At 73.6% G+C, this 18496-nt stretch carries 19 protein-coding genes; 7 read left to right on the forward strand and 12 right to left on the reverse strand.

All coding sequences use genetic code 11. The features are described 5' to 3' along the window. Positions 1-71: 71 nt before the first annotated feature. A complete protein-coding gene (locus ACIQMV_RS22620; RefSeq protein ID WP_402595018.1) occupies positions 72-797 on the forward strand; it encodes a DUF2470 domain-containing protein in 726 nt (241 codons plus the stop codon). Here the strand turns inward: ACIQMV_RS22620 and ACIQMV_RS22625 are convergent. The 4 genes from ACIQMV_RS22625 to ACIQMV_RS22640 all read right to left on the reverse strand — a co-directional run bounded on the left by ACIQMV_RS22625 (position 765) and on the right by ACIQMV_RS22640 (position 5339). After that, a complete protein-coding gene (locus ACIQMV_RS22625) occupies positions 765-1922 on the reverse strand; it encodes a lactonase family protein (protein ID WP_402595020.1) in 1158 nt (385 codons plus the stop codon). The genes ACIQMV_RS22620 and ACIQMV_RS22625 overlap by 33 nt on opposite strands. Positions 1923-2450: 528 nt before the next feature. Continuing rightward, positions 2451-3488: a hypothetical protein gene (locus ACIQMV_RS22630; protein WP_402595022.1), complete on the reverse strand. Its 1038-nt coding sequence runs from the start codon at positions 3486-3488 to the stop codon at positions 2451-2453. Next, positions 3485-4792, reverse strand: coding sequence for an aromatic acid exporter family protein (locus tag ACIQMV_RS22635; protein WP_402595024.1), 1308 nt, complete (start codon positions 4790-4792; stop codon positions 3485-3487). The genes ACIQMV_RS22630 and ACIQMV_RS22635 overlap by 4 nt, the downstream gene beginning before the upstream one ends. A 52-nt stretch (positions 4793-4844) precedes the next feature. Then, on the reverse strand, positions 4845-5339 hold the full coding sequence (locus ACIQMV_RS22640) for an FBP domain-containing protein (protein WP_402595025.1): 495 nt from the start codon (positions 5337-5339) through the stop codon (positions 4845-4847). Positions 5340-5425: 86 nt separating this feature from the next. Here ACIQMV_RS22640 and ACIQMV_RS22645 point away from each other — a divergent pair, with 86 nt between their 5' ends. From ACIQMV_RS22645 to ACIQMV_RS22655, 3 genes are all read left to right on the forward strand, one after another. Next, positions 5426-6436 (forward strand): phosphotransferase family protein, encoded by a 1011-nt coding sequence (locus ACIQMV_RS22645; RefSeq protein ID WP_402595027.1) that lies wholly within the window; start codon positions 5426-5428, stop codon positions 6434-6436. A 91-nt stretch (positions 6437-6527) separates the two neighbouring features. Continuing rightward, positions 6528-7814 (forward strand): ROK family protein, encoded by a 1287-nt coding sequence (locus ACIQMV_RS22650; RefSeq protein WP_402595029.1) that lies wholly within the window; start codon positions 6528-6530, stop codon positions 7812-7814. Positions 7815-7889: 75 nt separating this feature from the next. Continuing rightward, positions 7890-9101 carry a cysteine desulfurase-like protein gene (locus ACIQMV_RS22655; protein WP_402595030.1) on the forward strand — a complete coding sequence of 404 codons (1212 nt, stop codon included), beginning with the start codon at positions 7890-7892 and terminating at the stop codon, positions 9099-9101. 36 nt (positions 9102-9137) lie between these two features. On the opposite strand, the gene ACIQMV_RS22660 is transcribed toward ACIQMV_RS22655, so the two are convergent. From ACIQMV_RS22660 to ACIQMV_RS22670, 3 genes are all read right to left on the reverse strand, one after another. Beyond that, the gene (locus tag ACIQMV_RS22660) at positions 9138-9947 is read right to left on the reverse strand and encodes an SAM-dependent methyltransferase (RefSeq protein ID WP_402595032.1); all 810 of its coding nucleotides are present in this window, start codon (positions 9945-9947) and stop codon (positions 9138-9140) included. Between the two features lie 231 nt (positions 9948-10178). After that, entirely contained in the window at positions 10179-10424 is a 246-nt protein-coding gene (locus tag ACIQMV_RS22665; protein WP_141355525.1) for a DUF397 domain-containing protein, read from the reverse strand. 3 nt (positions 10425-10427) lie between these two features. Next, complete coding sequence (locus ACIQMV_RS22670) at positions 10428-11249, reverse strand: helix-turn-helix domain-containing protein (RefSeq protein ID WP_402595206.1); 822 nt, start codon at positions 11247-11249, stop codon at positions 10428-10430. 409 nt (positions 11250-11658) lie between these two features. On the opposite strand from ACIQMV_RS22670, the gene ACIQMV_RS22675 reads away from it, so the two are divergent. Further along, positions 11659-12156 (forward strand): ATP-binding protein, encoded by a 498-nt coding sequence (locus ACIQMV_RS22675; RefSeq protein ID WP_141355523.1) that lies wholly within the window; start codon positions 11659-11661, stop codon positions 12154-12156. Next, positions 12153-12875: a DUF6624 domain-containing protein gene (locus tag ACIQMV_RS22680; RefSeq protein WP_402595034.1), complete on the forward strand. Its 723-nt coding sequence runs from the start codon at positions 12153-12155 to the stop codon at positions 12873-12875. Before ACIQMV_RS22675 ends, ACIQMV_RS22680 begins: the two co-directional genes overlap by 4 nt. A 69-nt stretch (positions 12876-12944) precedes the next feature. Here ACIQMV_RS22680 and ACIQMV_RS22685 read toward each other — a convergent pair whose 3' ends face one another. Continuing rightward, positions 12945-13973, reverse strand: a complete 1029-nt coding sequence (locus ACIQMV_RS22685) for an SDR family oxidoreductase (RefSeq protein ID WP_402595035.1) — start codon at positions 13971-13973, stop codon at positions 12945-12947. Positions 13974-14099: 126 nt separating this feature from the next. Next, positions 14100-15119, reverse strand: a complete 1020-nt coding sequence (locus ACIQMV_RS22690) for a PHP domain-containing protein (protein ID WP_402595037.1) — start codon at positions 15117-15119, stop codon at positions 14100-14102. A gap of 188 nt (positions 15120-15307) precedes the next feature. On the opposite strand from ACIQMV_RS22690, the gene ACIQMV_RS22695 reads away from it, so the two are divergent. Further along, the gene (locus ACIQMV_RS22695; RefSeq protein ID WP_402595039.1) at positions 15308-15541 is read left to right on the forward strand and encodes a hypothetical protein; all 234 of its coding nucleotides are present in this window, start codon (positions 15308-15310) and stop codon (positions 15539-15541) included. A gap of 171 nt (positions 15542-15712) precedes the next feature. Here the strand turns inward: ACIQMV_RS22695 and ACIQMV_RS22700 are convergent, their stop codons facing one another. The 3 genes from ACIQMV_RS22700 to ACIQMV_RS22710 form a co-directional block, all read right to left on the reverse strand. Beyond that, on the reverse strand, positions 15713-16969 hold the full coding sequence (locus ACIQMV_RS22700; RefSeq protein ID WP_402595041.1) for a ricin-type beta-trefoil lectin domain protein: 1257 nt from the start codon (positions 16967-16969) through the stop codon (positions 15713-15715). A 127-nt stretch (positions 16970-17096) separates the two neighbouring features. Beyond that, positions 17097-17645, reverse strand: coding sequence for a VanZ family protein (locus tag ACIQMV_RS22705; RefSeq protein WP_402595043.1), 549 nt, complete (start codon positions 17643-17645; stop codon positions 17097-17099). Positions 17646-17763: 118 nt separating this feature from the next. Beyond that, complete coding sequence (locus ACIQMV_RS22710) at positions 17764-18426, reverse strand: DUF4230 domain-containing protein (RefSeq protein WP_402595045.1); 663 nt, start codon at positions 18424-18426, stop codon at positions 17764-17766. Positions 18427-18496 lie beyond the last annotated feature (70 nt).

The following is an 18496-nucleotide window of genomic DNA, read 5'->3' on the forward strand; positions in this document are numbered from 1 at the left end:
GCCCGCTTGGTTGGCACGTTCTCCGATCTTCGATAGGTTAGGCAAGCCTTACCTAAGAAGGAGGTTGAGGGATGGACGACAGCCAGACCTGGACGGCGGCGCCCGCGGCGGCACAACGGGCGCGGTCCCTGCTCGCCGCCGCCTGGTCCTGCGCGGTGACCGCGGAGGGCGGACGGGAGGAGTACGTGGGCGCCCACACCGTGAGCGACGACGGCCGCGTACTCCTGCACGTACCCGAGGACAGCGCCCTGCCCGCCGCCGCGATCTGCGCGCCGCGCGGTGAGCCGTCCGCCGTCCTGGAGTTCGCCGACGTCGCCCCCGTCCCCGTACGCAACCGGATCCGCGCCAGGCTCCGGCTCGCCGGCCGGCTCGTCCCCGAGGCGCGGCACCTGACGTTCCACCCCACGCGCATCGTGCTGCGGCAGCCGTCCGGCGCGGTCGTCATCGGAGCGGAGGAGTTCACCACCGCCGCGCCCGACCCGCTCGCCCTGGCGGAGGCCGGCCTGCTCACCCACCTCGCCGACGCCCACCCCGAGGCGGTGGAGCGGCTGACCCGGCTGGTCGGACCCGACAGCCTGCACGGCGCGGTGCGCGTCCGGCCGCTGGCCGTCGACCGGCACGGACTGACCCTGCGCATCGAGCGCGCCCGCACCCACGGCGACGTCCGGCTTCCGTTCCACGCGCCCGCCGACGACCTCGCCGCGCTCACCGAGCGCATGCACGTCCTGCTGCTCCAGGCGGGCGGAGCCTCCTGCCCGCGCGCCCTACAGCGGCAGCGCGCAGACGGCGACCGGTGAGGGGAACGGCGTACCCGCCCGGTGCAGCGCGCCGTTCGCGCGGTCGACGTGGAAGACGCTGACGGTGCTCGACTTCTGGTTCGCGGCGAACAGCAGCGCGCCGTCCGGCGAGAAGGCGATCTGACGCGGGAAGTCGCCCGCGACCGGCGTCGTGCCCAGCAGCCGCAGCCGGGCCCCGCCCGCCTCCACGGCGTACCGCGCCAGGGTGTTGTGGCCCCGGTTGGCCAGGTAGGCGAACCGGCCGTCGGCCGTGACCAGGACCTGTGACGGGTAGTTCTTGCCCGCGCCGCCGCCCGTGGACTGCGTGGCGCCGATGGTCAGCCGGCCGGTGGACTGGTCGTACGTGCACACCGCGAGGGTGTCGTCGACCTCGTTGGCGAGATAGGCGTACCGGCCGCCCGGGTGGAAGGTCAGTTGACGCGGTCCGGCGCCGGGCCGGGTGTGCGCCTGGGAGACCTCGGTGAGGCGGCCCGTGCGGGTGTTCAGGCGGTACGTGTAGACGGTGTCGGTGCCGAGGTCCACGGCGAGGACATGGCCGCCGTCGGGGCTGGTGATGACCTGGTGGGCGTGCGGTCCCTGCTGTCCGGGGCCGGGCCGCGGGCTGGTGTGGGTCACCAGGTCGGCCCGCTCGCCGAGCGCGCCCGAGGCGGCTATCGGGTGCACGGCCACGCTGCCGGAACCGTAGTTGGCGCTGAGCAGCCAGCGCCCGCTCGGGTGCACGGACAGATGGCAGGGCCCCGACCCGCCGGTGCTCCGGGTGCCCAGGACCCTCCGGTCGGCGAGCCGCACCGCGGTCACCCCGCCGTGCTGCCGCTCGTCGACCGCGTACAGCGTGCGCCCGTCGGGATGCACGGCGAGGTACGACGGGTCGGCGACCCCGGCGATGGTGCCCCGGCCGCCGACGGCACCCGACACCGGGTCGTACACCGCCAGGCCGATGCCCTTGCCGCCGCCCGGTACGGAGGTGTAGGTGCCCAGATACAGGGGCCGGGGACCGGACGGCCTCGCCGCCGGCTGCCGACCGCTCGCGGCGGCCTCCGGCGCGCTCCCGGGCGCGGACCCGGCCCGCGGTGTCGCGGGCGCCGGGACCGCCAGCACGGCGACGGCTCCCGTCAGGGCCCCCACGAACTGCCGCCTGCTCCAACCTCCCCCGGACTCCTGGCGCCGCCCGTGCAGGGGGGACCCCCCACGCGACGCCCTCGCACCACTGTCCATGCCCGCACCTCAGGTCGTCGGCTGCCCCGGTCGTGACTGCCACCTTGACGCGCGCCACCGCTCCCACGCAACCGCGGCAGGACGTCGCGGCCGGGTGGCGGCGCCTCGTGACTGCCGCCGCGCAGGTCGCCCACGACCGCGCCCCGCAACCGGTCCCCCCAGATCGTGGACCGCGCGCACCGCCGGCATGCCTCGGCCGGAGCCACGGAGCCACGGAGCCACGGAGCCACGGAGCCACGGAGCCACGGAGTCACGGAGTCACGGAGTCACGGAGTCACGGAGCCACGGAGTCACGGAGCCACGGGCCACGGGCCACGGAGCCCAGGTGGCCGCGGCCGGCGCCCTGTGCGGGGCCACGACGGCCGGGCCGGGTCCGGGTGGACGCGCGGACCGCCTGCACCCACGCGTCCCGGATCCGCGAGGCGCAGCCCGGTGCGCCTACCAGTCCCCGTCCTCCACCGGCCTGCCCGGAGCGTCCTTCAGGGGCCGCACCTGCCGCGGCGACGGTTCCTGCCACGGCTCGTGGTCGTCGCCGAGCCAGTCACCGGCCGGCCGCACCTCCGACAGGGCGTCGGTGGGGGAGAGGTCCTCGGCGTCCTGGTCGTAGTAGTCGAACCAGGGCAGTCCGGCGCTCGTGTACGCGGCGCGGTCCACGGGCGAGGGCGGGGGAGCCTCGCCGGTGATGCGGCGCCACTGCGGAGGCGTCACCAGGTGCACGAACACCCGCCCCGCGGGCCGCTCGGACCAGGCGCCCGGCGGCCGGTCGTCCCGGTACACCTCCTGACGCATGGAGCCGCCGACACCGAGCCCCATCGCGGGCGCGGCCCGGCGCGGGGCGGCCGGCGCGGCGCCGGGCGCGGGCGCCGCGGCAGCCGCCATGGGGGCGGCACCGCAGATCTGGGCCGACAGGGCCGCCTCCCGCCGCAGCCGCCGCCGCTCCTCCTCGTGCCACCGGGTCAGTTCGGCGTCGTTCAGCGGGAACGACTGCAACTGCACGCCGCCCCACACCTCCTCGCCCGTGACCTGGCCCTCGACGCTCGCCCCCAGGCCCAGCGGCACGGCGACGAACTGGCGCACGGTGCCCTTGCCGGAGTTGATGCCGTCCAGCCAGGGCTGGCGGGGCAGCACCACGTAGTTCTGCGGGTCGCGGGACAGCCGGTCGCTCCAGGGCCGGCCCGACACCGCGCACACCTTGCCCACGCCGACCTGGAGGGCGGCCGGCTCGGTCGTGCCCGCGAAGCTCAGCCACATGGCCTCGCGCAGATACACCGGCAGCATCACGCCGCCGCGCGCCCGCCACTCCTCGGGCACCGAGTCCGCGTAGTCGGCCACCCGCCGGACCGGGAACTCGCCCAGCCCCGGCGGCAGCGGATGCGTACCCTTCTCCGGCAGCCGCAGGGTGCGCACGAACCGCACCGCCACACCGCCCGGCAGCCGCAGCGTGTTCCCGTCGATCCGCACCTTCGAGTCGGTCATGCCTGTTCCCCTCCCTCACAGGACCGCGCCGTCGTAGGACCGCGCCCCTCACGCACAGAACGCCGCGCGACGCCCTCACGGTTCCGCCGCTGCCGGACCGGGGCGCCCAGCCGGTCCCCGAGCCGGGTCAGCCGCGGGGCGCGCTCGCGCTGGGCGCGGGTGTACCGGTCCAGCTCCTCCAGGAGCCGGCGGGAGCGGTGCTCGGTGTCCATCTCGTCGATGATGCGGTCGACCTCGGTGAGCACCGCGCCGTACAGCTGCCACTGGCCCGTGTCCCGCTGCGCCTCCTCCAGGAGCAGCCGTGCCGCCTTGTCGCGGGTGGCGGAGGTCTGGCGCAGCTGGGCGGCCAGCCGGGACTCGGCCTCCTCCGCGCTCACGCTGACGTCCGTGGTGACCAGCACCGCGAAGCTGACCACCGCGTCGGCGATCTCGCACAGCAGCTCCTGCACCAGGGCTCCGGCCTGCGGCGAGAACATCGGCTCGGGGGCCCGCCGCTTCGTCAGGTCGGTGAAGGTGCGGGCCAGCACCCGCAGCACGACCGTGCAGATCTCCAGCGTGTCCAGCCCCGTGCGCAGCACCACCCGGTGCAGCAGGCCCTCGCGTACCCGCGGATTGAGCCGCAGGCTGTCCTCGGCCTGCCTGAGGGAGGCGTCCACCTCGGAGATGTCGTGGTCCAGGCGGCGCGCCTCGTGCAGCCGCTCCGCGGCGCGCTCCACGGGCGGATGCCCGGCCGCCTCCTCGCCCAGCCGCAGCATCAGCTGCCGCACGCGGCGGGCCAGGCCCTCGATCGACGCACCGGCCTGTTCGGTCCACACCGGGGGAGCGAGCAGCAGATTGCAGCCGAGGCCGACCACCGCGCCGATCAGGGTCTCCTCGACCCGCGCCGAGGCGGTACTGCCCACGGCGGTGACGCCGAGGACCAGCATGGCGCTGATCGCCACCTCGGGCACGAACTCGTCCACCCGCACCAGGTGCCCGACCGCCAGCGCCGCCAGGATCACCAGTGCGAGACTCCACCAGGTCAGCCCCACCAGCAGGGAGAAGGCGATGGCCACGAGCACTCCGGCCACCACCGAGTTCACCCGGCGGATGCCGGTGGTCAGCGTGGAGTAGAGGGTCACCTGGACGACGAGCAGCGCCGTCAGCGGCGCGGTCAGCGGCGCGGGCTCCGGACTCAGCCGCAACGCGATCACATACGCGATCGTCGCCGCGGTCGTGGAGCGCAGCGCCTGGACGACCACGGGGTCCCGGTGCCGTTTCGCCAGCCGGACCAGGGGCGAAGTCCAGTCACGTACCTTCCGCATCCCTTGCGCTGTTCCCCGATCGCGCAGAGGTCGAACGTGACCGGCCGTGCGGTCAGGCGTACAGCTTGTCGAGGAAGGCCCCCAGATTGGCCGTGGTGCGGGCGATCTGCTGCTCCAGCGTGAGGCTCTCCTCGAAGCGCGGGCCGGAGTCCGGGACCTTCTTTCCGCGCACATAGAGCGAGCAGGCGAGGTCGGTGCACATGTATACGCCGACCGAGTTGCCCTCGCGGCCCGCCGTTCCGGCCTTGCGGGCGGTCATCAGGGAGACTCCGCCCCCGCGGTGGGTGGTCAGGCACAGCGAGCACATGCTGCGGTGCAGGAAGCCGCGCCGCGAGGCGGGGAAGCGCAGGGCGATGCCCATGAGCCGGCCCTCCCGCTCGGTGACCAGATAACTGCGATCGGGCGCTCCCGGATCGCGCCAGCCCAGGAAGTCCAGATCGTCCCAGGGGCGGTCACCGAGGTCGCGGGGCAGCGACAGGCGCTTGGCCTCGCCCTTGGAGCAGTTGACGAACGAGTCGCGGACGTCCCGCTCGGACAGTGATCTCATGGTGGGCCTCCGGGGGGGGGTGGGAGAAATTGCCTAAGGGTATTAGTTTTGCGGCTAGGGTAAGCAGGATCCGATAGGGGGGTCCAATGGATTTCGGTGACCTGGCGACACCGCCGACGCGGTCGTGGGGGCGGGCCCGGCGCGTGCTGCGGGCCGCGGGTGTCCCGCCCGGCCGGCTCGCCCGGCTCCGTGCGCTGGGCGGCGGCACGTACAACACCGTCGAGGAGCTGTGCCTGGCGGACGGCACCCGGTACGTGCTGAAGGTTCCGCCCGCCCCGACCGTGCCCGGTCTGCGCTACGAGAGGGACCTCCTCGTCGGCGAGGCCGAGTTCTGCCGCGGGGCCGGGCGGGCCGGAGTGCCGGCGCCGCGCGTGGTCGCGGTCGGCGAGGAGGCGGGCCGGCGTCATCTGCTGATGACGGCCTGCCCCGGCGAGCCGTGGGACGCGTCGGTGACGGGCGCCGAAGCGGCGGACCTGCGCACCCGGCTGGGCGGCCAGGTGGCCCGGCTGCACCAGGTGACCGGTCCCGGCTTCGGCTACCCCTCAGGCGCGCTCGGCCCGCTCGCCCCGGACTGGCGCACCGCCTTCACCGCGATGTACGCCGCCGCCCTCGAAGACGCCCGCGGCTACGGCGCCCGGCTGCCCCGGCCCGTCGGCGAGATCGCCCGCACGGCCGCGGCCGCTTACGGCGCCCTGGACGGGGTCGCCGTACCCCGCCTCGTCCACTTCGACCTGTGGCCGGGCAACATCCTGGTCGACCGCTCGGAGGGCGGCGTCCGCATCGGGGGCCTGATCGACGGCGAGCGCATGTTCTGGGGCGATCCGGCGGCCGACTTCGTCTCGCTCGCGCTGCTCGGGGACATCCGCGAGGACCGGGCGTTCCTCGCGGGCTACCGCGCGGCCGGCGGCCGGGCCGGGTTCGGGCGGACGGCCCGCCTGCGGCTCGCCCTGTACCGCAGCTACCTCTACCTGATCATGCTCACCGAGACGATTCCGCGTGCCCTGGGGCACGCGCACGAACGCTGGACGCGCGATCATGTCACCCCCGAACTGTCCGCCGCGCTCGAGGAGATCGGCCGCCTTGCCGTCACCTCTTAATTTATTGCGTGGACTAAGGGATCGCAGAAGTCGCGCCCAGACGGCCCGCAGCGGTATGTTGCAGCCCGGGCACGGTTCGGGAGGGAGCCACATGGCGGGGCGGAACGGGCGCACGGTGCGCGATCTCAGAAGGGGCAACCGTTCGGCCGTACTGCAACGGCTGTACTTCGACGGCCCTCTCAGCCGCTTCGAACTCGGCCCCGCGACCGGCCTGAGTTCCGGCTCGGTCAGCAACGTCGTCGCGGACCTGGTCGCCGACGGCCTCGTCGAGGAGGCCGGCAGCGTCGACTCCGACGGGGGACGCCCGCGCACCCTGCTGCGCGTCGCGCCGGGCAGCGGCCACATGATCGGCGTGGACGTCGGCGAGACCCGGGTCCGCGTCGAGCTGTTCGACCTCACCCTCACCGAACTGGCGCGCACGGAACGGCCACTGGAGTCACTGGGCTACGACGTCGACGTGATCACCGGGCACATCCGGGACGGGATCGCCGAGGTCCTGACCGCGGCCGGCCTGCCCCCGGAGCGCCTCCTCGGGGTCGGGATCGGCGTCCCCGGCATCGTCGAGCCCACCCCCGACCGCGGTGCCGTCGTGCACGGGCAGACCATCGGCTGGGACGCGGTGCCCCTGGAGTCCCTGCTCCGCGCCGGCTCCCGGCTCCCGGACGGCGTTCCGTACTTCATCGACAACGGCGCCAAGACCCTGGGCCAGGCGGAGATGTGGTTCGGCGCCGGCCGCGGTGCGGGCAACGCGGTCGTGGTGCTCTTCGGCTCCGGCGTGGGCGCCTGCCTGGTCACCCCCGAGGTCGAGCGCGGCCGGGCCGTGGAGTGGGGGCATCTGACGGTACGCGTACGGGGGCGCCGCTGCCGCTGCGGCGCCCTGGGCTGCCTGGAGGCGTACGCCGGCGCGGAATCCCTGCTGGCCCGCTGGCGCGAGGAGGGCGGCCGGCCACCGCGGGGCACCGACGAGGAGACCGCGCTGACCGCCCTGTTGGCCGCCGCCTACCCGCCCGAGGGCACCGCCGCCGACCCCGTGGCGCTCGCCGTGCTGGAGGAGACCGCCGAATACCTGGGCGCCGGCCTGTCCGACCTGATCAACCTCTTCCAGCCCGAGCGCATTCTCATCGGCGGCTGGGCCGGGCTCCAGCTCGGCCCCCGCTTCCTGCCCGCGGTACGCCGCCACGCGACCGCGTACGCCCTGCGCCACCCCGCCGAGCGGGTCACCATCGACCTGGGCAGGCTCGGCCCGGACGCGGTCACCGTCGGCGCCGCGATCCTCCCCCTCGCCGACTTCTTCACCCGCGGCGGCCGCCGTGCCGACCCGGCCCCCAAGGACCCGGTCCCCGCCTGGCAGACGGCCCTGGAGGAACGCAGAACGTAGGGGGCTGTCCTCGCGGCGCGGGGCGATGGATCATGGGGACGCATCCCGCACCAGGAGCGTTCGAAGGAGTCGTCCGTGACGCATGACATCGCCGGTGTCCGCGCGCAGTTCCCCGCGCTGAAGGCCGGGTGGGCCCATTTCGACGGGCCGGGCGGCAGCCAGACACCGCAGCCGGTCATCGACGCCGTCGCCGACGCGCTCGCCGGTCCGCTGTCCAACCGGGGCCTGACGACGGCGGGCGAGCGCAACGCCGAGGACTGCGTCGCCACCGCCCGGGAAGCCATGGCGGACCTCCTGGGCGCGGAGCCGTCCGGAGTCGTTTTCGGGCGCAGCGCGACCCAGCTGACGTACGACTTCTCGCGCACGCTGGCCCGGACGTGGGCGCCGGGCGACGAGGTCGTCGTCACCCGGCTCGACCACGACGCCAACATCCGGCCCTGGGTCCAGGCCGCCGAGGCCGTGGGAGCCGTCGTGCGCTGGGCGGACTTCGACCCGGCCACCGGCGAACTGACCGCGCGGCACATCGCGGACCAGCTGTCCGACCGCACCCGGCTGGTCGCGGTCACCGCCGCCTCCAACCTGATCGGCACCCGCCCGGACCTGCCCGCGATCGCCGCCCTGGCCCACGAGCGCGGCGCCCTGCTCTACGTCGACGGCGTGCACCACACCGCCCACGCCCCGGTCGACCTCGCCGCCCTGGGCGCGGACTTCTTCGCCTGCTCCCCGTACAAGTTCCTCGGCCCGCACCTCGGCGTCGTGGCGAGCCGCCCGGACCTGCTGGAGACGCTGCGCCCGGACAAGCTGCTGCCCTCGTCCGACGCGGTGCCCGAGCGCTTCGAACTCGGCACCCTGCCCTACGAACTGCTGGCCGGGACCCGGGCCGCCGTGGACTTCCTCGCCGGGATGGACCCGCGGGCGCGCGGCACCCGGCGGGAACGGCTCCTCGCCTCCTTCGGCTCGCTCGAACGGCACGAGGACGCACTGCGCCGCCGGGTCGAGGAGGAGCTGTCCCGCCTCCCGGAGATCACCGTGCACTCGCGCGCGGCCGAGCGCACCCCGACCCTGCTGCTGACCATGGAGGGCCGCAGCACCGTCGACGCCTACCGCCACCTGGCCGAACGCGCCGTCGCGGCTCCGTCGGGCGCGTTCTACGCCCTGGAGGCCTCCCGCCGGCTCGGCCTGGGCGACACCGGCGGGCTGCGGATCGGACTGGCCCCGTACAACGACGACGAGGACGTCGACCGGCTCCTGGAGGCGCTGGCGGACTTCCTGCGCACGGCGCCGTAGTCCGGGGCGTGGCCCGCGAGTTCCGCCGCCCGGGTGTCAGGGCTTGCGGGCCACGCCGCCGTGGATGTCCGTGGGCTCGGGCACGGTGCCCGGCTCGGGACGCCACAGCGGGCAGGAGACGATGCCGGGCTCGACCAGGTCGAGGCCCTCGTAGTAGGCGGCCAGTTGCTCCGGGCTGCGCAGCACGTACGGGACGGCGCCGGTGTCGTCGTAGCCCTGCTGGGCCTCCTTGAGCGCCTGGTCGGTGTCGGTGCTGTCGTAGTGCACGAAGCAGCTGCCGGAGGGCAGCGCGGCCTGGAGGCGGCGGACGATCGACTTCGCCTCCTCGTAGTCCTGGACGTGGCCGAGGATGCCCATCAGCATCAGGGCCACCGGCTGGTCGAAGTCGAGGATCTTGCCCGCTCGCTCGACGATCGCCTCGGGGTCGTGCAGGTCCGCGTCGATGTACTCGGTCACACCCTCGGGGGTGCTGGTGAGCAGGGCCTGGGCGTGACGCAGCACCAGCGGGTCGTTGTCGACGTAGACGATGCGCGACTCGGGGGCGATGCGCTGGGCGACCTGGTGGGTGTTGTCGTAGGTCGGCAGTCCGGTGCCGATGTCGAGGAACTGGCGGATGCCGAGGTCGCCGGCCACGTAGGTCACGGCGCGGACCAGGTACTGGCGGGAGGCGCGGGCCATGGTCTCGATGGTCGGCGCGTGCTCGCGGTAGGCGTCGCCCGCGATCCGGTCGACCTCGTAGTTGTCCTTGCCGCCCATCCAGTAGTTCCAGATGCGGGCCGAGTGCGGCACCGTGGTGTCGATCTTGGACAGCGCGTCCTGGTCCGGGGTGAGCTCGCCGTCTGCCATGGGGGGTCTCCTGCCGTGCGTGCGGCGGTCGGTGTCTGTCTTCAACTTAGCGTCAACATCCGTATGCGTGGCCCGAGTTCAGGATGATGTCGAGGAGGGGGCCGCCCCGCCCCCGTCCCCGGACCGATGCGGTCGGGCCCATGCCGCGAACCCCGACGCGGAGCCGGCCGGTCCCGCGCGCTGCGGGGCCGGCCGGGGCTGTTCCGGTTTTCTTCCGGGTCCGGTTCGGGCTCAGTCCACCAGGAAGTCCGCCTGGCCCGCCTTGACGCCCCGGAGGAACGCGATCATCTCGTCCCGGCTGTAGAGCAGCGCGGGCCCCTCGGGGTCGGTGGACTGGCGGAGGGCGACCCTGCCGTCGGGCAGGCGCTTGGCCTCGACGCAGGAGCCGCCGTTGGTGCCGCTCCAGGGTTTGTGCCAGCCCTCGGTGCCCAGGTCACCGGCCGGTATGCCGCTGTGGAGGGGGGCGTTGGATGCCATGGATCACAACTCCTTACGCAGTTCGCCCAGGATGTCCCTGGTCCGTGCGACCGGTTCCGCCTGCACGGACATCCGGTCCAGAACTTCGAGATAGGTCACGACGTCCTCCGGCCGGTCGTAGTACACCGAGCCCGCGAGGTTCTCGGTGTAGACGACGTCGGGCAGTTCGGAGAAGCCGAAGCGGAAGTGGTGGAAGGGGCCGAAGGCGCCCGGGTGGGCCCCCACCGAGTAGGGCATGACCTGGATACTGACCTTCGGCATCCGGAGCACCTCGACGAGCCGGTCCAGCTGGGCCCGCATCACCCTGGGGCCGCCGACGGGGCGGCGCAGCACCGTCTCGTCCACGATGGCCCACATGGCCGGGCCGTCCGGCTTGGCGAGCAGGTCCTGGCGTCTCAGGCGCAGGGCCACGCGACGGGCGATCTCCTCCTTCGACTCGTTGGGGAAGCCGACCCGCATGAGCGCGGTGGCGTAGTCGCGGGTCTGCAACAGGCCCGGCACGTAATGAGGTTCGTAGAGGCGGATGACGCTGGCCTCGCTCTCCAGGCTCACGTACGCCTTGAACCACTCCGGCAGCACGTCGCGGTACTTGTACCACCAGCCCGGCCGGTTGGCCTCCCGGGCCAGGGTGACGAAGTCGTCGATCTCCGCCGCGGGGACGCCGTAGGTGCGCAACAACTCCTTGACGTACGGGATGCGCAGGCCGACCTCGGCCTTCTCTATCCGGCGGACCGTCAGCGGCGTGACCTCGATGGCCCGTGCCGCGTCCTCGAAGGAGACCCCGGCCCGCTGCCGCAGGTGCCGCAGCCGCTTGCCGAGGACCATCCGCAGGACGGTGGGCGCGCTCCCGCCTGAGCGGTTCTCCCTCACGTCCTACCTCCCGAACGGCCGACTTCGCGTGCAGTGTGGCACGGCGTCGAGGACACAGACAGGCTGTTGGTGAACGTTCTGAAATTATCAGAACGCAGGTTGCGGGCCGAGTGTGTCCGAGACCATAGTGACAGGAGGAGCTGTCGCACAGCGGGCCGTCGCACCGGCCAACTGCGCTTTTCAGCAAGGAAACTGACGTTCCGCCAGATGCGAACCCGGCCCGCACGGGAACGCGACGCGAGACCTGGATGGCCATCGTGACCGACGGACAGTCGAGGAGCCCGGACCCCGGCCCCGCCCGCACGCGGACGAGGGCGGCGGTCCTGACCCGGGGCGCCGCGCCGCCGCGTCCGAAGGAGGACCGATGACGGCATCCGGCGCTTGGCGCCCCGGGCCGCCGCCCGCACCGGCGGACACCCGGCACCGGCCGGCCGGCCCCGCCGCGGACGAGCCCTTCCGCGTCCGCTCCACCGTCCCCGCCGACCCCTCCTGGGCGGCGGCCGTACGGCGACTGGTCACCGAGCAGTTCGCCCGGCTGCCGCTGTCGGCCGACCAGCGCGACGGCGCGGTGCTCGCCGCGGACGAACTGTTCGCCAACGCGGTCAAGCACGCGCGCACCGGCCCCGACGACACGGTCACCGTGACCGTCGAGTGGAGCCCGCACACCCTCCGCGTGACGGTGGCGGACTCCTCGCCGGTGCTGCCCCGACCGCGACCGGCGGACGCGGACGCGGAGTCGGGACGCGGACTCGCCATCGTCGCCGCGCTGGCGGACGACTGGGGAATGGCGCCGCCCGAACCCGGCCGCCCCGGCAAGAGAGTGTGGTTCACGCTGCGCCGCCGCGGGGGCACGGCTCCATGACGGCCTCTCCGGACCATCCCGTGGGCACGCCCACGACATGCCGCGGACCGGACGTCTCGGGCGGAGACCTCGCGGTCCCGGGCGGATCGGTGACGGGACCGGCCGAGGCGGCGGTGCCGACGGTCGAGAGGGACGCGGTGCCGCTCGCCGGGCGGGGAACGGCACTGGCCGAGGGGCGGGGAGCGGTACCGGCCGTGGGGCAGGACGCGGTGCCGCTGTCCGGGGAGGCCGCCTCCCCGGTGGCGGCCGAGCTGGTGCGCAGGGCCGACGCGGACCGGGAGTCGACGCGGGAGGCGGGGGCCGCGCCCACGGCGGAGCGGCGACGGAGTGTGGCCCGGTGCCGCCGGGACAACGCCGAGGCGCTCGCGGCGATCGTGCGCCTGCACGGCTGGCCGACCGTCGAGGCCGTGGGCGGTGCCGCCTCGACGGCCGCCCTGATGATCCTGCTGCACGCCCCGGACCTGGGCTTCCGGCTGCGGTGCCGGGATCTGATCGCCCAGGCCACCGCGGACGGCCGCTGCCCCGCGGTGCACCTGGCCTACATCGCCGACCACTGCGCCGTGGAACTGGGCGAGCCGCAGTTCTACGGCACGCGGATCAACCCCGTCACCCTGTGCCCGTACCCCGTGCGCCGCCCGCAGACCCTCGACGAGCGCCGCCGGGACGTCGGGCTCGGTCCGCTGGAGGAACAGATGCGGGCGCTGCGGGCACACGGCTGACACCTCCGGGGCCGTGGCCCGGCTCCCCTCGGGGACCCCTGCCCCTGCGCCTGCCGATCCGGTCCCGGTTCACCCGACCTTGCGGCCCCGCAGCGGCTCCGTGTCCGCACCCTCGCCCCGCTGCACCCCCTGGAGGAACTCCTGGAGGACCTCCGTCGCCGTACGTTCCGGGCGCCAGCCCAGTTCGGTGTGGGCCCGGGTGCAGTCCATCAGGGGGAGGTGGAGGACCGCGTCGAACAGCTGGGGGGAGGCGGGCAGCAGGCGCAGTCCCCACGCGGCGGCGATCGCCGAGCGGGCGGCGGTGCGCGGCAGCCGGACGGGCCGGGAGCCGAGCAGCTCGCCCAGCACCTGCGCGTCGAGCGGCGGCTCGGCGGCCAGATTGAACGCTCCCCGCACCTCGTGCGCGAGCGCCAGCCGGTAGGCCCGGGCGGCGTCGTCCGTGTGCAGCGCCTGCACCCGCAGGCCCGGGACGTCCGGCAGGAACGGCATCAGCTCGGGCCGGGCCAGCTGCCCCGGCAGGAACCGGCCGCCGAGGATCCGGCGCTGCTCGCTCGCCGACTCCCGCTTGAACAGGAAGGCCGGCCGCATCCGGACCACCCGCACGTCCGGGTGGTCCCGCTCGAAGATGTCCAGGGCCCGTTCCAGATACGCCTTCTCCCGGCAGTACGCGGCGTCCGGCCAGCCGTGGGTCGGCCACGACTCGTCCACCGCGTGGTCCTTCGGCCCCGGTGAGTACGCGCCGACCGACGAGGCGTGCACCAGGACCGGCACCCGCGCGGCGGCCACCGCGTCGAAGACCCGGATGCTCCCCAGCACGTTGGTGCGCCACGTGGCCGCCGGATCGTGCGTGGGCTGGAAGGCCCAGGCCAGATGGATCACGGCGTCGGCGCCCGCGAACTCCCCGGCCAGCCCGGACTGCTCGAAGGACACGTCCACCGCCGACCACTGCGTCTTCGGCGGCGACCACTGCGGGATCCTGCGGGCCAGCCCCCGTATGGATCCGATCTCCGGATCCTCGGCGAGGACTCGTACGACACTCGTGCCGACATTGCCGGTCGCGCCCGTGACGACGACCCGGCTGCCCGAAGCGCTGCTCACCCTCGGCTCCTCTCGGCGGCGGCTGACAGTGCGGCCCACCGAGTACCCGGTCACGGCCGGTCGACGCGGACCCGCGCGGGCGTCGACCGCACGGACGAGCACCGAGGGACGCGCGGGCGGCACGCCTCACGGCGTCCGGCGCTCGCGGGCCCAGTCCAGCAGCTGCTCCCCGGTCCACGTGGTCACCACGCGCTCCGGGGGCACCCCGCACTCCTCGGCCCGCGCGCACCCGTGGATCTGCCAGTCCAGCTGGCCGGGCGCGTGGGCGTCGGTGTCGACGGAGAACAACACGCCGGCGTCCACGGCCCGGCGCAGCAGCCGCCGCGGCGGGTCCAGCCGCTCCGGGCGGCTGTTGATCTCCACGGCCGTGCCGGTCTCGGCGCACGCGGCGAACACCGCGTCCGCGTCGAACTCGGACTCCGGCCGGCCCCGCCCGGTCAGCAGCCGTCCGGTGCAGTGGCCGAGGACGTCGGAGTGCGGATCGCGCACGGCGGCCACCATGCGGCGGGTCATCGACCGGGCGTCCATCCGCAGTCTGGAGTGCACCGACACCACCACGACGTCCAGCCGTTCCAGCAGCTCCGGCTCCTGGTCGAGCGAGCCGTCGTCGAGGATGTCGCACTCGATGCCGGTCAGCAGCCGGAAGGGCGCCCATGTCCGGTTCAGCTCCGCGACCACCTCCAGCTGCTCGCGCAGCCGCTCGGCGGACAGCCCGCGGGCCACCCTCAGCCGCGGCGAGTGGTCCGTGAGCACCGCCCACTCGTGCCCGAGGCGTGCCGCGGTCCGGCCCATCTCCTCGATCGGGCTACCGCCGTCGGACCAGTCGGAGTGCAGATGGCAGTCGCCGCGCAGCAGCGCCCGCAGCCGTTCGCCGCCCGCGACGAGCGGTTCGTCGGCCTCGTCCTCCAGCTTCCGCAGATAGCCGGGCACCTGCCCGGCCAGTGCCTCCCGCACCACCTGGGCGGTCTTCGGGCCGACGCCCTGGAGCGACTGGAGCGTCCCGGCCGTGGCGCGCTCGGCCACCTCGCGCTCGGGCAGCCCCGACAGCACCCGGGCGGCGGTGCGGAAGGCGCGCACACGGTAGGTCGGCGCCAGCGACCGCTCCAGCAGGAAGGCGATCCGGTCCAGTGCCTCGACAGGGTTCATCGCCACCTCCACCCCCAGGGTTCCCCGGCGCCACCGGGACCGCACCACACGGCACCGGAAGGCACCCGACGGGCCGGCCCGGATGCTTCCGGGCCGGCCCGTCGGGGCGGACGCCGCGGCGGTGCGGAACCCCGGGCCCGGCGGCGCCGGAAACCCGTCGCCGCGGTCGGCGTTCTAGGCTGGATGGCATGACCGAAGCTGCCCTGCACATCTCCCGGCCGCGGATCCTGGTGCTCGCCGTGCAGCCGGGCAGTCCGCCCTTCCGTATCGTGGAGATCGACGGTGAGGTGGTCGGCGAGGCGAAGACCGTCATCGACGTCCTGGAAGCCGCCGCCGCCTTCGGCATCAGCGTCCACGACCTCGACGATCCGGACGTGGTCCGCTGGGTCGGCGGCGACAAGTTCACCTGGACCGTGCACTAGGTCTTTCGTTTGGATCAGGCCGGATCAGGGAGCGGGGTCTGGTGCTGCCAACCGACGACAACGCGGCTGGGGGTACCCCCTGCTCGAAGAGCTTGGGGGAGCGGTGCCAGGGCCCGCGAGCCCGGCATGATCCAAACGAGAGGCCCCAGCCCTCAGCACCGGTCCACCGGCTCAGCCCACCGTCCACTTCTGGTTGGCGCCGCCCGTACAGGTCCAGATCTGGAGCCGGGTGCCGTTGGCGGAGTTGTTTCCGGTGACGTCCAGACACTTGTTCGCCTGCGGGTTGACGATGTCGTGCGCCGAGGAGACCACCCACTTCTGGTTCGCGCCGCCGCCGCAGTCCCACAACTGGACGGTGGAGCCGTCCGCGGTGCCGCGGTCCGTGACGTCCAGGCACTTGCCGAGTGCGCGCAGGGTGCCGTCCGAGGCGACCGTCCACTGCTGGGCGGCGGTGCCGTTGCAGTCGTAGAGCTGCACCGGGGTGCCGTTGGCGGAGTTCGCCCCGGCCACGTCCACGCACTTGCCGGCCAGCCCGCGGATCGCGCCGCCGCCGGACGTGTCGCTCGTGGTCACCGATACCGAGTCGACCACGAGCTGCTGCGGGAAGGAGGTGGAGCCGTCCGGGTCGCCCGGCCAGTAGCCGCCCACGGCCAGGTTCAGGATCAGGAAGAACGGCTTGTTGAACACCCACGTCCTGCCGCCCAGGTCGGCCGGCGTGCGCCGCTGGTAGACGTTGCCGTCCACGGACCAGGTGATCGAGTCCGGCGCCCAGTCGACGGCGAGGGTGTGGAAGGCGTCCGCGAAGTTCTGTCCGTTCGGCAGCGAGTAGCCCGCGCCGATGCCGCCCGAGCCGGAGTAGCCGGGGCCGTGGATCGTGCCGTGGACGGTGGACGGCTCGAAACCGACGTTCTCCATGATGTCGATCTCACCGGAGTCCGGCCAGTTGACCGGCGTGCCGAGCATCCAGAACGCGGGCCACATGCCCTGCCCCCGCGGGATCTTCATCCGGGCCTCGACGTGCCCGTACTGCGCGGTGAACTTCCCGGAGGTGTTCAGCCGGGCCGAGGTGTACTGGCAGGTGCCGTACCAGCACTGGTAGTTGGAGGGGTTCTCGCGCCGGGCGGTGATCACCAGATGGCCCTGGCCGTCCAGGGCCGCGTTCTTGTTGCCCGACGTGTAGTACTGCCGTTCGTGGTTGTTGACGTTGTCGCCGGTCTCGATCTGCCACTTGGAGGAGTCGACGGCCGCGCCGGCGGGGCCGTCGAAGGTGTCGGAGAACGTGACGGCGGCGGCCGCCTTCGGGGTGGCCGCCGTGGGGGCGGCCGCCTTCGGGGAGTCGGCCCGCGCCGGGCCGACGGCGGCGGAGCCGACCAGGACGGCGGACAGGGCGGCGAACAGACATCTGCGGAGCAGGCGTGGACGGGCCACGGCTCTCCCTTCCGTGCGGCGGCCCGGGCCCGGGCCGCCGATCCGTTGTGGGGGGTGAATGTGTCGCCCTTGATTCAAGGAGTGAGATAAGGGGCCGTCAATATGTGGTACGGACCAATTCCGGCCATCACTCACGCGGCTTGCGCGCGTGCACGGCCCGGCCCATGCGTCGGCCCAGGAGTACCCAACCCAGCAGCGCGCCCGAGGTGTTGAGGATGACATCGTCGATGTCGAAGGCCCGCCCGGTGATCAGGGCGCCCTGCGCGAACTCCACGAGCAGCATCACCGTCGCGGTCAGCAGCAGCACCGGCAGGACTTTGCGCGCCCCCGGCGCGACGACCGGCACCAGCACGCCGAACGGCACACCGAGCAGCACGTTCCCGCCGATCTGCTTGACCGCCTCCCGCGTCCCCGCCCCTTCCAGGTAGGCCCGAAGCGAGCTGCCCGGACGCAGATTGCTGTGCGCGATGGAAGCCGACGCGGGCGACGGCTCCAGCGTCAGCTGCGCCAGGACGACCGCGAACGCCACCATGAAGGCGAAGGCGCACAGCATCGCCAGCAGCCGTAGCGGCCAGGCCAGCGGTCGGCGGACCCCTTCGGCCCGCCGCCCGCCGGTCCCGGACCGGCCCTTGCGCGGGCGGAAAACGGTACGCGGACTGATCGCCACACGGGCCATGCCGGTCCTCCAGATCGTCAACTGCCTTGCCTTGTAGGCCGGTTACCCGCGAACCGGTCAAGGATGCCCTGCCCTGCCCTGCGTGGGGCCGGCGTCGCGGAGGTCGGCGGGGGCCTGCTCAGGGCCCGTACGTGACGTGCACCTCCTTGAAGCCGAGTGACGTGAGCAGGCCTTCGAGCATCCCGGTGGTGTTGGCCTCGGCCCGGGCCGTCAGGCCGCTGTCCTTCGCCGCGTCGGCGATGTGCTTGACCGCGAGCCGCTGTACGGCCTGTTCGCTGTTGGGGTTGTCGGAGAACAGGTCGCCCAGACGGTCGAGCAGACCGCGCTTCTTGGAGACGGCGTAGGAGTGGTCCGCGTCCAGGGCCGGGCGGCCGAGCCGTGCGTGCGGCAGCCGCAGCGTGGCCGAGGTGCGGTCGCCGTCGACCGTCACGTCCTTGTCGCCGAGCCGGCCGAGGTCCACGTAGGCGTCCACGGTGCCGGCCCCGACGTAGAGGGTGCGGGTGCCGCGGATGGCGTCGGGCAGGTACTTGCTGTCCTTCTCCAGGTCCACGACGACCTGGAAGTTGCCGGAGGCGGCGTCGTAACGGCTGAGGTCCTGGATCGACTTCAGGAGCGCGGGGCCCGAGCGGTCGTGCGTCTCGGTGCCGAACAGGTCCTTGATGCCGGGCAGCACGGCCAGCGCGACACCGGCGAACAGCAGCGCCGGCACCACCACGACGGCACTCACCGCCTTCGCCCAGCCGGGCATGCGCCGGGTGGCTCGCTCGGGGGGAGTCGTCATCCCACGGTTCTCCTTCCTCCCTCCTGAGAATGCCCGCCAAATCCGTGGCCAGACAGACGAGTTGGCCGGG

The sequence above is a fragment of the Streptomyces sp. NPDC091412 genome (genome assembly GCF_044756885.1).
GTDB lineage: Bacteria > Actinomycetota > Actinomycetes > Streptomycetales > Streptomycetaceae > Streptomyces.

Bases quoted from the DNA above. Each gene is read 5' to 3' on its own strand.
- ACIQMV_RS22620 (WP_402595018.1), top strand. From the start codon at position 72: ATGGACGACAGCCAGACCTGGACGGCGGCGCCCGCGGCGGCACAACGG.
- ACIQMV_RS22630 (WP_402595022.1), bottom strand. From the start codon at position 3,488: ATGACCGACTCGAAGGTGCGGATCGACGGGAACACGCTGCGGCTGCCG.
- ACIQMV_RS22635 (WP_402595024.1), bottom strand. From the start codon at position 4,792: ATGCGGAAGGTACGTGACTGGACTTCGCCCCTGGTCCGGCTGGCGAAA.
- ACIQMV_RS22640 (WP_402595025.1), bottom strand. From the start codon at position 5,339: ATGAGATCACTGTCCGAGCGGGACGTCCGCGACTCGTTCGTCAACTGC.
- ACIQMV_RS22645 (WP_402595027.1), top strand. From the start codon at position 5,426: ATGGATTTCGGTGACCTGGCGACACCGCCGACGCGGTCGTGGGGGCGG.
- ACIQMV_RS22650 (WP_402595029.1), top strand. From the start codon at position 6,528: ATGGCGGGGCGGAACGGGCGCACGGTGCGCGATCTCAGAAGGGGCAAC.
- ACIQMV_RS22660 (WP_402595032.1), bottom strand. From the start codon at position 9,947: ATGGCAGACGGCGAGCTCACCCCGGACCAGGACGCGCTGTCCAAGATC.
- ACIQMV_RS22665 (WP_141355525.1), bottom strand. From the start codon at position 10,424: ATGGCATCCAACGCCCCCCTCCACAGCGGCATACCGGCCGGTGACCTG.
- ACIQMV_RS22670 (WP_402595206.1), bottom strand. From the start codon at position 11,249: ATGGTCCTCGGCAAGCGGCTGCGGCACCTGCGGCAGCGGGCCGGGGTC.
- ACIQMV_RS22675 (WP_141355523.1), top strand. From the start codon at position 11,659: ATGACGGCATCCGGCGCTTGGCGCCCCGGGCCGCCGCCCGCACCGGCG.
- ACIQMV_RS22680 (WP_402595034.1), top strand. From the start codon at position 12,153: ATGACGGCCTCTCCGGACCATCCCGTGGGCACGCCCACGACATGCCGC.
- ACIQMV_RS22690 (WP_402595037.1), bottom strand. From the start codon at position 15,119: ATGAACCCTGTCGAGGCACTGGACCGGATCGCCTTCCTGCTGGAGCGG.
- ACIQMV_RS22695 (WP_402595039.1), top strand. From the start codon at position 15,308: ATGACCGAAGCTGCCCTGCACATCTCCCGGCCGCGGATCCTGGTGCTC.
- ACIQMV_RS22705 (WP_402595043.1), bottom strand. From the start codon at position 17,645: ATGGCCCGTGTGGCGATCAGTCCGCGTACCGTTTTCCGCCCGCGCAAG.
- ACIQMV_RS22710 (WP_402595045.1), bottom strand. From the start codon at position 18,426: ATGACGACTCCCCCCGAGCGAGCCACCCGGCGCATGCCCGGCTGGGCG.